Annotated in this window: 7 protein-coding genes; 1 reads left to right on the plus strand and 6 read right to left on the minus strand. The window is 62.7% G+C overall.

Features of this window, described 5'->3' with window-relative positions; genetic code table 11:
• Positions 1 to 76 precede the first annotated feature (76 nt).
• The 5 genes from ACF8Q6_RS07950 to tpx form a co-directional block, all read right to left on the minus strand.
• Positions 77 to 1,567 carry an efflux transporter outer membrane subunit gene (locus ACF8Q6_RS07950; protein ID WP_392489753.1) on the minus strand — a complete coding sequence of 497 codons (1,491 nt, stop codon included), beginning with the start codon at positions 1,565 to 1,567 and terminating at the stop codon, positions 77 to 79.
• A complete protein-coding gene (locus ACF8Q6_RS07955; protein WP_392489754.1) occupies positions 1,564 to 4,671 on the minus strand; it encodes an efflux RND transporter permease subunit in 3,108 nt (1,035 codons plus the stop codon). Before ACF8Q6_RS07955 ends, ACF8Q6_RS07950 begins: the two co-directional genes overlap by 4 nt.
• On the minus strand, positions 4,668 to 7,766 hold the full coding sequence (locus ACF8Q6_RS07960) for an MdtB/MuxB family multidrug efflux RND transporter permease subunit (RefSeq protein WP_392489755.1): 3,099 nt from the start codon (positions 7,764 to 7,766) through the stop codon (positions 4,668 to 4,670). The genes ACF8Q6_RS07955 and ACF8Q6_RS07960 overlap by 4 nt, the downstream gene beginning before the upstream one ends.
• Positions 7,763 to 9,070: an MdtA/MuxA family multidrug efflux RND transporter periplasmic adaptor subunit gene (locus ACF8Q6_RS07965; protein WP_392489756.1), complete on the minus strand. Its 1,308-nt coding sequence runs from the start codon at positions 9,068 to 9,070 to the stop codon at positions 7,763 to 7,765. The genes ACF8Q6_RS07960 and ACF8Q6_RS07965 overlap by 4 nt, the downstream gene beginning before the upstream one ends.
• A gap of 347 nt (positions 9,071 to 9,417) precedes the next feature.
• The gene (gene tpx, locus ACF8Q6_RS07970) at positions 9,418 to 9,918 is read right to left on the minus strand and encodes a thiol peroxidase (protein WP_012052082.1); all 501 of its coding nucleotides are present in this window, start codon (positions 9,916 to 9,918) and stop codon (positions 9,418 to 9,420) included.
• Between the two features lie 299 nt (positions 9,919 to 10,217).
• Between tpx and ACF8Q6_RS07975 the strand changes: the two genes are divergently transcribed.
• On the plus strand, positions 10,218 to 11,405 hold the full coding sequence (locus tag ACF8Q6_RS07975) for a Bcr/CflA family efflux MFS transporter (RefSeq protein ID WP_392489757.1): 1,188 nt from the start codon (positions 10,218 to 10,220) through the stop codon (positions 11,403 to 11,405).
• Between the two features lie 71 nt (positions 11,406 to 11,476).
• Here the strand turns inward: ACF8Q6_RS07975 and ACF8Q6_RS07980 are convergent, their stop codons facing one another.
• Complete coding sequence (locus tag ACF8Q6_RS07980) at positions 11,477 to 12,757, minus strand: serine/threonine transporter (protein ID WP_003247731.1); 1,281 nt, start codon at positions 12,755 to 12,757, stop codon at positions 11,477 to 11,479.
• Between the last annotated feature and the right edge of the window lie 354 nt (positions 12,758 to 13,111).

Here is a 13,111-nt window from a genome sequence, read left to right on the forward strand (position 1 = left end):
AGCTTAAGCAAAACGCACGGGGTTTTTGCGAATGAGAATGGATCCAATAACCCCAGCCCACCCCCTCTGCGTTTGGTCAATTCTGCTCGGCAAACGCCTGCTCTGCATCCCAGCCGCCGCCCAACGCAGCCACCAGTTGCACACTGGCCACCAGGCGACCTTGCAGCAGGTTCAGCACACTGCGCTCGTTGCTCAGCGCCGTGGTTTGCACGTTGACCACATCCAGATAGCCGATCAGCCCGGCACGGTACTGGTTCTCGGTCAGGCGCAACGACTCACGGGCGGCATCAAGCGCCTCTTGGCGCACCACGGCTTCATCGCCATACACCTTCAGTTGAACCAGCAGGTTTTCCACTTCCTTGAAGCCGTCCAGCACGGTCTGGCGGTACTGCGCCACCGTCTGGTCATACACGGCCACCGTGCGGTCGACCTCGGCGCTGCGTTTGCCGGCGTCGAACAGGGTCAGCGCCAGCTGCGGGCCTACCGACCAGTAGCGGTTGGGCAGCTCGATCCAGTTGCTGAAGCTGCTGCTGGAATAACCACCACTCATGCTCAGGCTGAGGTCCGGGAAGTAGGCTGCCCGCGACACCCCGATGTTGGCGTTGGCCGCCATCACGTTGCGTTCGGCTGCAGCGATGTCCGGGCGCCGCTCCAGCAGTTGCGAAGGCAGCGAAACCGGTATTTGCGGCAACGCGGGAATCGTTTTGCTGTCGGCCAGGGCGAAGTCGGCAGGCGTCTTGCCCAGCAGCACGGCGATGGCATTTTCGAATTGCGCACGCTGCCAGATCAGGTCAATCAGGTCAGCCTGGGTGCTTTTGAGCTGCGTACGGGCCTGGGCCACGGCATCCGGGCCGGCGACACCGGCGCGGTACTGGTTTTCGTTCATTCGCAGCGAGCGCTCATAAGCCGCCACGGTGGCTTCCAGCAAGCGCTTCTGCTCATCGATCACCCGCAATTGCAGGTAGTTCTGCACCAGCTCCGACTGTTGGCTCAAGCGGATCGACGCAAGGTCGGCGAAACTCGCTTCGGCACTGGCCTCGTTGGCATTCAGGGTTTCGCGCAGCTTGCCCCACAGGTCGATCTCCCAGCTCACGCCCAACTGCGCGTTGTAGGTGTTGCGAATGCCGCTGCTGTTATTGGACAGGCTGGAACTGGAGCTGCCGGTGCCCTGCGCCGAACGGTTCTTGCTGGCGCTCAGGTCCAGGCTGGGGAACAGCGCCGCACGGCTGCTGCGCACCAGCGCCTGGGCCTGGCGGTACTGGGCTTCTGATTGCGCCACGGTCTGGTTGCTGCGGTTAAGCTCTTCGACCAGCGCGTTGAGCCCGGCATCACCGTAGATTTCCCACCAGGCGCCACGGGCGATGGCGTCGGACGGCGAGGCCTGGGTCCAACCTTCGGCGTGCTTGAACTGCGCCGCCGGGCTGTTCAGCTCGGGGCGGTGGTAGTCCGGGCTCAGGGTACAGGCACTGAGCAAGGCCACGCACAACCCGGCACCAAGCAGGCGCGAGCCACGGCCACGGGTCAGTGCCTGCAGGGCACGGTGAAGTGGGGTCTGGGCAAAAGTCATAGCGGGGTTTCCAGGGCGGCGTCGGTGCGCACGCCGCGCCAACGGTTGAAACGGTGGCGCAGGCGGTCCAGGTACAGGTAAACCACCGGCGTCGTATAAAGGGTGAGGATCTGGCTGAACACCAGGCCACCGATGATGGTCAGGCCCAGCGGCTGACGCATTTCTGCGCCTTCAGCCTGGCTCAGCAGCAACGGCAATGCGCCAAGGATCGCTGCCAGGGTGGTCATCAGGATCGGCCGCAGGCGCAGCAGGCAGGCCCGGCGGATCGACTCTTCCGGCGAAAAGCCCTGATGGCGCTCCAGCTGCAAGGCCAGGTCGATCATCAGGATGGCATTCTTTTTCACCACCCCGATCAACAGGAACAGCCCCAGCAACGAGATCAGGCTGAACTCGCCACCGGTGACGTACAGCGCCAGCAAGGCACCGACGCCCGCCGAAGGCAGTGTCGAGAGAATGGTCAGCGGGTGAATGTAGCTTTCATACAGAATACCCAGCACCAGGTACACCAGCAGCAGTGCGCCAAGGATCATGAATGGCTGGCCCTGCTGGGTCTGGGCAAAGGCATCGGCAGTGCCGCCGAGCTTGGCAATCACCTCCTCGGGCAGGCCCAGTTTGGCCACCGCGCGCTCCAGTGCCGCCATGGCCTGGTCGGGGCTGTAGCCCTCGGCGACGTCGAAGGCGATGTCTTCCGAAGCGAACTGGCCTTCGTGGCTGACCCGGTCGTTGGCCAGGCTGTTCTCGTAGTGGGCGATGGTCGACAGCGGCACCCGGGCGCCGTCGGCGGTGATCACCTGCACTTGCTCCAGCGTGCTCGGGTCCCAGGCGTATTTGGGGTTGATCTCCAGTACCACCTGGTACTGGTTGAGGCTGTCATAGATGGTGGAGATCTGCCGCTGGCTGTAGGCGTTGTTCAGTACTGCGGTGACCATGTCCATGTCGATGCCCAGGCGCTTGGCCTGGTCACGGTCGACCACCAGCGTCACCTGCTGGGTACCGGCACCATCGCGGGCGTCGATGGCGGTCAGCTCAGGCAGTGCACGCAGCGCCGCGACCACCTTGGGGAACCATTCGCGCAACGCCGCCAGGTCGCCGCTTTGCAGGGTATACAGGTACTGAGAAGAGGTCTGGTCACGCCCACCGCCACCCAGTTGCAGGTCCTGGTCGGCCATCAGGAACAGGCGCCCGCCGGGCACTTTGGGCAGTTCCTTGCGCAGGCGCTCGATCACCTTCTGCGCATCGATCTTGCGCTCGCTGATCGGTTTCAGGCGCACCAGCACAAAGGCGTTGTTGGTACCGCTGTTGCCACCGATGAAACCGGCGACACTCTGGACTGCCGGGTCGGCCAGCAAGGCGCGGCGGTAGATCTCCATCTTCGGCTGCATCACCGTGAACGACAGGCCGTCGTCCCCACGGATGAAGCCCATCAACTGGCCGGTATCCTGCTGGGGCATCAGCGTCTTGGGCACCACCACATACAGGGCGATGTTGATGCCGATGGTGGCCAGCAGGCTGAGCAGGGTCAGGCGCTTGTGGCGCAAGGCCCAGCCCAGGCTGCGGTCATAAGCAGCAACCATGCGCTGATGCAGCTTGTCGCTCCAGCGCTGCAGGCGTGTCTGCTCGGCCTGTTGCGGCTTGAGCCAGCGGGCGCAGAGCATCGGTGTAAGGGTGAGCGACACTACCAGCGAGACAATGATCGCCGCCGCCAGGGTGATGGAAAACTCCTGGAACAGGTTGCGCACGATGCCGCCCATGAACAGGATGGAGACGAACACCGCCACCAGCGACACGTTCATCGACAGCAAGGTGAAGCCCACTTCCTTGGCGCCCAGGAAGGCCGCCTTCATCGGCGGCTGGCCGTTCTCGATGTGCCTGGAGATGTTTTCCAGCACCACGATGGCATCGTCCACCACCAGCCCGGTGGCAAGGATCAGCGCCATCAGCGACAGGTTGTTGAGCGAGAAACCGCACACGTACATGACCGCGAACGTACCCACCAGCGATACCGGCACCGCCAGGCTGGGGATCAGCGAGGCGCGCAGGCTGCCGAGGAACAGGTAGACCACCAGGATCACCAGCACCACGGCGATCAGCAGGGTGTGCTCGGCCTCTTTGAGGGTGGCCTTGATCACGGGCGAGCGGTCCATGGCCACGTTCAGTTGCACGCTGGCTGGCAGCAACGACTGCAGTGCCGGAAGCTGCGCCTTGATCTGGTCGACCGTTTCGATGATGTTGGCGCCGGTCTGGCGGTTGACCACCAGCAGCACCGCTGCCTGGTCGTTGAAGAAGCCGCTGTTGTAACGGTTTTCAACGCCGTCGGTGACGGTCGCCACGTCAGACAGGCGCAGAATGGTGCCGTTCTGTTGGCGAATCACCACCGGCTCGTAATCCTTGGCGCTTTCCAGCTGGTCGTTGGCCCGCACCTGCCAGTTGCGCTCGGCGTCTTCGACAAAGCCCATGGGCCGGCGCTGGTTGGCGTTGGATACTGCGGTGCGCACTTCGTCCAGCGACAGGTTGTACTGGTTGAGCAGTTGCGGCTCGACGGCAATGCGCACGGCCGGCAGCGAACTGCCACCGATCTGCACCTCCCCTACCCCCGACACCTGAGCCAGGCTCTGTGAAAGGATGGTGTCGGCCAGGTCATACAGCTGGCCTTTCTGCAACACATCCGAGGTCAGCGAAAGCACCATGATCGGCGCCTGCGACGGGTTGATCTTCTTGTAGGTGGGCATGCTACGCATGCCACTGGGCAACAGGTTGCGGGTAGCGTTGATCGCCGCTTGCACCTCACGGGCTGCGCCATCGATGTCACGGCCCATTTCGAAGCCGATGATTACCCGTGTCGACCCCTGGTTGGAGCTGCTGGTGAGCGTGGTGACGCCGGCGATGCTGCCCAGCTTGCGCTCCAGCGGTGTGGCCACGGTGGACGCCATGACCTCGGGGCTGGCACCAGAGAGGTTCGCTGACACCACGATCACCGGGAAGTCCATTTGCGGCAGTGGCGCCACCGGTAGCAAGCCAAAGCTGACCCCACCCAGCAGCATGATCGCCAGGCTCAACAACATGGTCGCCACCGGGCGACGGATGAAAGGCCCGGACAGGTTCATGCCTGGGCCTGCTTCACGTCAGTGGCCGGGCGCAGGCGGCGGGCCAGGCGATCGAAGTACAGGTAGATGACCGGCGTGGTGAACAGCGTCAGCACCTGGCTGACCAGCAACCCGCCGACCATCACCAGGCCCAGTGGCTGGCGCAGCTCGGCACCGGAACCGGTGGCAAGCATCAGCGGCACCGCACCAAACAGCGCGGCCAGGGTGGTCATCAGGATCGGCCGGAAGCGCAGCAGCGCCGCCTGGTAGATGGCATCGCGCGGGCTCATGCCCTGATGGCGCTCGGCCTCCAGGGCGAAGTCGATCATCATGATCGCGTTCTTCTTGACGATACCGATCAGCAGGATGATGCCGATGATGGCGATCATGCCCAGGTCGTTACCGCTGATGAGCAAGGCCAGCAAGGCGCCGACCGCCGCTGACGGCAGGGTCGAGAGGATGGTGATCGGATGGATGTAGCTTTCGTACAGCACCCCCAGCACGATGTACATGGTCACCACCGCCGCCAGAATCAGCAGCAAGGTGCTCGACAACGATGCCTGGAAGGCCTCGGCCGCACCCTGGAAGCGGGTTTGCACACCCAGCGGCATGCCGATGGCCTGCTGCACCTGCTCGATCACCTGCACGGCTTCGCCCAGCGACGCGCCGTGAGCCAGGTTGAACGACAAGGTCACTGCCGGGAACTGGCCGATGTGGGAAATAGCCAGCTGGGCTTGACGCTGCTCGATCCGCGCCAGCGCCGAAAGGCGCACCTGGCCGCCATCGGTGGCCTTGACGTGGATCGACTCCAGCGCCTGCGGGCCGATCGTTGCGGCGTCCTTGGACTGCAACACCACGCGGTACTGGCTGGCCTGAGTGTAGATGGTCGAGATCTGCCGCTGGCCGAAGGCGTCGTACAGGGCATTGGTGATCTGCGACACGCTGATCCCCAGGCGGCTGGCCATGTCACGGTCGATGACCAGGTACACCTGCAGGCCCTTGTCCTGCAGGTCGCTGGCCACATCGGCCAGTTCCGGGCGCTGCTGCAGCGCCTGCACCAGCTTGCCACTCCACTGCGCCAGCAGGTCGGCGTCCGGCGACGACAGGCTGAACTGGTACTGGGTCCGGCTGACCCGGTCCTCGATGCTCAGGTCTTGCACCGGCTGCATGAACAGGCGGATGCCCACCAGCCGGTCGACCTGCGGCTGCAGGCGGCTGATCACTTCGCTGGCGCTGACATCGCGCTCGCCGTGGGGCTTGAGGTTGATCAGCAGGCGACCACTGTTGAGCGTGGCGTTGTCACCGTCTACGCCAATGTAGGACGACAGGCTTTGCACGGCCGGGTCTTGCAGGATGACCTTGCTCAGGGCCTGCTGACGTTCGCTCATGGCGGCGAACGAGGTGGACTGCGGCGCTTCGGAAATACCCTGGATCACCCCGGTGTCCTGCACCGGGAAGAAGCCCTTGGGCACGACCATGTACAGGAACACCGTGAGCACCAGGCTGGCCACCGCCACCAGCAAGGTCAGCGGCTGATGCTTGAGCACCCACTGCAGGGCACTGCCGTAGTGCTTGATCAGCCAGTCGATCCAGGCGCCACTGGCACGGTAGAAGCGGCCTTGTTCTTCTTCCTTGGGCTCGCGCTTGAGCAGACGCGCGCACATCATCGGCGTCAGGGTCAGGGACACCACCAGGGAAATCAGAATGGCCACTGCCAGCGTGATGGCGAACTCGCGGAACAGGCGACCGACCACGTCCGCCATGAACAGCAACGGGATCAGGACCGCAATCAGCGAGAAGGTCAGCGAAATCAGGGTGAAGCCAATCTGCCTGGCACCCTTGAGCGCCGCCTGCATGGGCGTCTCGCCCTCTTCGATATGCCGGGAGATGTTCTCCAGCATGACGATGGCATCATCGACCACAAAGCCGGTGGCGATGGTCAGGGCCATGAGTGTCAGGTTGTTGACCGAGAACCCGGCCAGGTACATGACCCCGAACGTCCCGATCAGCGACAGTGGCACGGCAATCGACGGAATGAGGGTGGCGCTGAAGCGGCGCAGGAAAACGAAGGTGACCATCACCACCAGAACGATGGCGATCAGCAGTTCGTGCTGCACGTCCTTGACCGCGGCACGAATGGTCTGGGTGCGGTCGGTCAGCACCGATACATCGAGGCCGGCCGGCAGGTTGTCGGTGATCGACGGCAGCAGGCCCTTGATGCGGTCGACCACTTCGATCACGTTGGCGCCTGGCTGACGCTGGATGTTCAGCAGCACAGCATGGTTCTCGTTCGCCCAGGCGGCCAACCGCTCGTTCTCGGCGCCGTCGACGATTTCGGCCACATCTTTCAGGCGCAGCGGCGCACCGTTGTTGTAGGCCAGGATCAGGTTGGCGTATTCCTCGGGAGAGCGCAGCTGGTCGTTGGCATCAAGCATCGACACCCGCGTCGGGCCGTCGAAGTTGCCTTTGGGCTGGTTGACGTTGGAGGCACCGATCAGCGTGCGCACGTCATCCAGATTCAAGCCATTGGCCGCCAGGGCGTCGACGTTGACCTTGATGCGTACCGCCTGGCGCTGGCCACCGGCAATGCTGACCATGCCCACGCCGCTGATTTGCGCAAGCTTTTGCGCCACGCGGGTATCGACCAGGTCGTTGAGCTTGGGCAGCGGCATGGTCTTGCTGGAGATGGCCAGGGTCAGCACCGGGGTGTCGGCCGGGTTGACCTTGTTGTACACCGGCGGTGCCGGCAGGTCACTGGGCAACAGGTTGCTGGCGGCGTTGATCGCGGCCTGCACCTGTTGCTCGGCAACGTCCATGTTCATGTCGAGGTTGAAACGCAAGGTCAGCACCGACGCGCCGCCAGAACTGGTCGAGGCCATCTGTTCCAGACCCGGCATCTGGCCGAACTGGCGCTCCAGTGGCGCGGTGACAGCGCTGGTCATCACCTGCGGGCTGGCGCCGGGGTACAGGGTCATGACGCGAATGGTCGGGTAATCCACCTGCGGCAAGGCGGAAACCGGCAGCAACTTGTAGGCGATCAGGCCTGCCAGCACGATGGCCAGCATGCTCAGCGTGGTGGCGACCGGGCGCAGGATGAACAGGCGCGAGAGGTTCATGCGCCCGCCTTGCCTGCTGCGTTGCCAGGTTGTGCTTCATCTGTTTGCGCCGCGCCCTTGGTTTCCTGCCCTTGCAGGTGCTGGCCCGGGGTGGTCGGCACTTGCGAGCTGTCTTCGACCACTTCCACCTGGGTGCCTTCGCGCAGGCGGTCGGTGCCTTCCAGCACCAGGCGATCGCCGGCCTTCAAGCCGTCGAGAATGACGCTGTTCTCGCCATCGCTGGCGCCCACCTTGAGCTTGCGGACATTGACGGTGCTCTTCTCGTTGACCACATAGGCAAAGGTGCCATCGTTGCCAAACTGGATGGCCGCCGCCGGGGCCATGACCACCTGCTTGAGGGTGTCGGCCAGCAAGCGCACGTTGACGAACTGGTTGGGGAACAGGGCCAGGTCCTTGTTCTCGAAGCGGCCTTTGAACTTCAGCGTGCCGGTGGTGGTGTCGATCTGGTTGTCGATGCTGCCCAGCACACCGGTGGACTGCAGCTTGCTGTCACTGCGGTCCCAGGCCTCGACCGGCAGGGTGGCGCCACTGCGGTAGCGCTCCAGCACAGTGCTCAGTTCGGTTTCCGGCAGGGTGAAGGCGACGTTGATCGGCTCGGTTTGGGTGATGACCACCAGCGCGGTGGTGTCGTTGGCGGCCACCAGGTTGCCCAGATCGAGCTGGCGCAGGCCCACACGGCCACTGATCGGCGCACGGATCTGGGTGAAATCGAGGTTCAGGCGGGCGTCGTTGACCTGTGCCTGATTGGTCTTGACCAGCCCCTGGAACTGCGCAACCTGGGCTTCGGCGGTGTCCAGTGTTTGCTTGGCGATGCTGTCTTCAGCGTACAGGCCTTTATAGCGGGCCAGGTCGACCTGAGCGTTCTTCAACTGTGCCTGGTTCTGCGCCAAGGTGCCTTCGGCCTGCTGCAGGGCGATGCGATAAGGGCGCGGGTCGATTTCGGCCAGCAGGTCGCCAGCCTTGACGCGCTGGCCTTCCTTGAAGTGGATGTTCACCAGTTCGCCAGCCACGCGGCTGCGCACATTGACCGTGTTGGTCGCGGTGACCGTGCCCAAGGCTTTGTAGTAGAGGGGGAAGTCGCCTGTCCGCACCGGCACGACGCGTACCGGCACTGGGTCGCTGGAGCCGCCAAAACCTGGGCGGCCGCCGATCATGCCCATGCCCTTGCCACCGCGCCCGCCACTGGCTTCTTTATGCGCAGGCGTCGCTGCGGGCCACAGCCACCAGGCCAGTGCAGCCACCAGCAGCAGGATCAGCAGGCCGACGAGCCAGCGACGAAGGGAACGGGAATTGGACGCTTGCATGGGTTGAACGAACCTTGTTCGGAATGACGACTTGGGGAGGATGAACGATAAGCACTGCCATCGTTTTAGCAAAGGGCCTTTACCAGAGGTTTACCTTTGCCTGACGTTGCCAAGCGGCGGAATTTTAAATGAAAACGGCCCGGAACGTGTTCCGGGCCGTTACAGGGTGTTGCTTGGAGCGGTGACGGGCCTGAAGGTTCGGTTGCCTGGTCTGGCCCTTTCGCGGGTGAACCCGCTCCTACGGGGATGTCACAGCCTTTGAAACCTGTGCCGCACGTTGTAGGAGCGGGTTTACCCGCGAAGCGGCCATCACAGGCTACAGACGCCCGCCCTGCCCCACGCAATCCTTACTTCAGTACAGCCAGCGCCGCGTCGTAGTTTGGCTCGTCAGCAATTTCGCCAACCAGTTCGCTGTGCAGCACCTTGTCGTTCTCGTCCAGCACCACCACGGCGCGGGCGGCCAGGCCGGCCAGCGGGCCGTCGGCGATGGCTACGCCGTAGTTCTCGAGGAACTCGCGGCCACGCAGGGTCGACAGGTTCTTCACATTGTCCAGCCCTTCGGCGCCGCAGAAACGTGCCTGGGCGAACGGCAGGTCAGCCGAGATGCACAGCACCACGGTGTTGGCAACGTCGTTGGCCTGGGCGTTGAACTTGCGCACCGAGGTGGCGCAGGTCGGGGTATCGACGCTTGGGAAGATATTCAGCACCTTGCGCTTGCCGGCGTAGTCTTTCAGCGACTTGTCAGCCAGGCCTTCACCTACCAGGGAGAAAGCCGGAGCCTGGGCGCCGGCCTGTGGCAGGTTGCCGTTGACCTGGACCGGGTTGCCTTTGAGAGTCACTTGAGCCATGACGAAATCCTTATGCGGGGTTTGAAAAGGACACTGAGTTAAGCATGAAGGCAGCCGGGTGCCTATGGGGGCAGGTGAAATTGTTCCATTGCCGGACGATTTTTGTGGACAAAAATGCCGATAGCCGCGGTTACGGCCAGTGGCCTCACCGTTGCCGAACGCCCATCCCGACCTCCCCCTACAATTCCTACACCTCAATCGGAAGTTTCGCTATCAAGCTCAACTTGTACATCTCTTGCGTACTGGTTTACTGGATGACGAAAGCTATTTCTTGCAATTCCAATCGAGGAGTTAATGGCATGAACCGCCCCGCTGGTTCGCTTCGGCGCCACCTGTGCTCGACGCTGCTGATTTTGTTATGTCTGCTGGGTGTGTTTCCTCTGGACGTAATCCTCCCATCATTCCCTGCGCTCTCAGATGAGTTTCGGGTCGACACAAAACAGATTGCGTACTCAGTGAGCTTTTTTGCTGTGGGTGTGGCCATGGCGCAAATCGTGATCGGCCCACTGTCGGATGGCATCGGGCGCAAGCGTTTGTTGCTCGCTGGGTTGAGCGTATCCATTGTGGGGGCGCTCGGTTGCGTATTTTCAACTCATTATGAAACGTTCATGGCCTTTCGCTTGGTGCAGGCCCTGGGTTGCGGCAGCCTCGTGCTAGGCCAGGCGCTTGTGCAGGACCTCTACAGCGGTACACAACGCAATGCCATGCGCATCCTGTTAACAAGCGCGAGCGGGTTGTTCATCTCCCTGTCACCGCTGGCAGGTGCTTTTCTTCAACAGTCCTTTGGCTGGAAGGCAAGCTTTACGGTATTCGTGATCATCGCTGCAATCGTTGCACTGTTATCGTGTGTGCTGCTTCATGACACACCTGCGGCGCATGACCGGGCGCCAAGCATGTCCAGTTATCGGGTGATGCTGCGAGACTCCAACTATCTCGCGCATTCCATACTGTCCAGCCTCGCCTTTGCCTGCCATTTTTCCTTTATCGTCATAGCGCCCTTGCTGCTGATGGGCAGGCTGGAGCTGACGGCCTATCAATTCTCTCTGGTCTTTATCGGCTATGGGTTGGCATACATCGTCGGCGGCATGGCTGCGACCTACCTGAACAGTCGCGTAAGCCCGCAAGCTCAAATAAAAGCAGGCTTGCTGCTTATAAGTACGGCGGGCATCACCCTTTTGATGTGGGAATGGGTAGCGGGTTTATCTGTGCTGGGTGTTCTACTGCCGATGATTGTCTGTACCACCGGGACAACCCTGGTACGCCCCGCCGCAACGACCCAGGCTTTGGCGCGCTATCCACATCAGGCAGGTGCGGCAGCGTCGCTCAATACGACATTGCTGTTCGCCGGCGCCGGTTTGACGAGCACTCTGGTCGCAGGCTTAGAAAGCGCGCTAACGGCGGGCTTGGGCGTGCTGTTCGTGGTGGCCAGCCTGTGCGGAGGGTGGCTGCTTGCATGCACAAAGGACGATGGAATGCAACGCTGCTGAACCCTTGATCAGGCAAAAAAATGCCCGGGTGGCGACAAGCGACCCGGGCATTCTTGAATGAAACGGGTGAATCAGCTTACAAGGCCGTACACCACCGAAGTCAGCGCAACCAGGCCGACCACAACGACGAACACGTTGGAGGCCGCACCGCTGTACTTGCGCATCGATGGCACTCGGCGAATGGCGTACATCGGCATCAGGAACAGCAGCACCGCGAGAATCGGGCCGCCGAGCGACTCGATCATGCCGAGAATGCTCGGGTTGAGGGTGGCGACGATCCAGCACACCACCAGCATCAGCGCGGCAACCACGCGGTCCAGGGCCTTGGCGCCTGGGCGCGCACCGGTCTTGGCGATGATGCCCTTCAGGCCTTCGCTGGCACCGATATAGTGGCCGAGGAACGACTTGGCGATGGCCACGAAGGCGATCAACGGCGCAGCGAACGCGATGGTCGGGTTGCTGAAGTGGTTGGCCAGGTACGACAGGATCGACAGGTTCTGCGCCTTGGCTTCGGCCAGCTGGGCGCTGCTCAGGGTGAGCACGCAGCTGAACACGAAGAACAGCACCATCACCACCATCAGCAGGTGGGCACGACGCAGGATCTGGCCGCTGCGCTCGTCGGCGTGCGCGCCGTAACGGCGCTTCTGGTCGACGGCAAAGGCCGAAATGATCGGCGAATGGTTGAACGAGAACACCATTACCGGAATGGCCAACCACAGGGTGTGCAGGAAGGCCGAGGCCGGCGGCACCTCTGTGGCGCTGTCGAGAATGCCACCGGTCCAGTGCGGCACCAGGTACAGGCCCAGCAACGCCAGCGCAACGATGAACGGGTAGACCAGCAGGCTCATGACCTTGACCGTGGCCTGCTCCCCGCAGCGCACGATGGCCAGCAGGCCGAGGATCAGCACGAATGACAGGATTGCCCGAGGCGGCGGCTGCATGTGCAGCTGGTGTTCCATGAAGCTGGACACGGTGTTGGTCAGCGCCACGCTGTAGATAAGCAGGATCGGGAAGATGGCGAAGAAGTACAGCACGGTGATCGAGGCACCGGCGGTGATGCCGAAATGCTCCTTGACCACTTCGGTGATGTCGCTGCCATCGCGCCCGGAAAGGACGAAACGGGTCAGCCCGCGATGGGCGAAATAGGTCATCGGGAAGGCCAGCACGGCCAGGATCAACAGCGGCCAGAAGCCGCCAAGGCCGGCGTTGATCGGCAGGAACAGTGTCCCGGCGCCGATGGCTGTGCCGAACAGGCCCAGCATCCAGGTGGTGTCGTGACGCGCCCAAGTGCCGAGGGCGGCGGGGGTCGATTCTGCAAAGCGTTGTTCAACGCTTGGGGCCTGCTCATTCATTCCGGGTGAAGCTCCACTCGCAAGACTGCAACAGGCTGAGAATGGCGAAATAGACGTTTCGCCCAACTCAACCGGAAAAGAGGGGCGCGATTGTGCACGGAAAGGTTGCACTTGCGAAGCCCTTTTCCGAGGAGCGGTTGCACTTGTCTTTACAAGTGGACGGCATTGCTGGTGTCGATCAATGGAATGTAGCGGCCTGGGGGCCTGTGGGGCAGCCTCTGGGGGCCGCCTGTGGGAGCGGCCTGTGTGCGGCCTTGCGTCGCGAAAGGGCCGCAAAGCGGCCCCAGCAATGTCAGCGGCAAAGCTACAATCGTGGGGGCGCTCCGCCCCCCTTTCGCGACGCAAGGCCGCTCC

It is taken from the genome of Pseudomonas sp. GLN_2 (genome assembly GCF_043106005.1).
Classification (GTDB): Bacteria; Pseudomonadota; Gammaproteobacteria; order Pseudomonadales; family Pseudomonadaceae; genus Aquipseudomonas; species Aquipseudomonas alloputida.

Bases quoted from the DNA above. Each gene is read 5' to 3' on its own strand.
- ACF8Q6_RS07950 (WP_392489753.1), bottom strand. From the start codon at position 1,567: ATGACTTTTGCCCAGACCCCACTTCACCGTGCCCTGCAGGCACTGACC.
- ACF8Q6_RS07955 (WP_392489754.1), bottom strand. From the start codon at position 4,671: ATGAACCTGTCCGGGCCTTTCATCCGTCGCCCGGTGGCGACCATGTTG.
- ACF8Q6_RS07960 (WP_392489755.1), bottom strand. From the start codon at position 7,766: ATGAACCTCTCGCGCCTGTTCATCCTGCGCCCGGTCGCCACCACGCTG.
- ACF8Q6_RS07965 (WP_392489756.1), bottom strand. From the start codon at position 9,070: ATGCAAGCGTCCAATTCCCGTTCCCTTCGTCGCTGGCTCGTCGGCCTG.
- tpx (WP_012052082.1), bottom strand. From the start codon at position 9,918: ATGGCTCAAGTGACTCTCAAAGGCAACCCGGTCCAGGTCAACGGCAAC.
- ACF8Q6_RS07975 (WP_392489757.1), top strand. From the start codon at position 10,218: ATGAACCGCCCCGCTGGTTCGCTTCGGCGCCACCTGTGCTCGACGCTG.
- ACF8Q6_RS07980 (WP_003247731.1), bottom strand. From the start codon at position 12,757: ATGAATGAGCAGGCCCCAAGCGTTGAACAACGCTTTGCAGAATCGACC.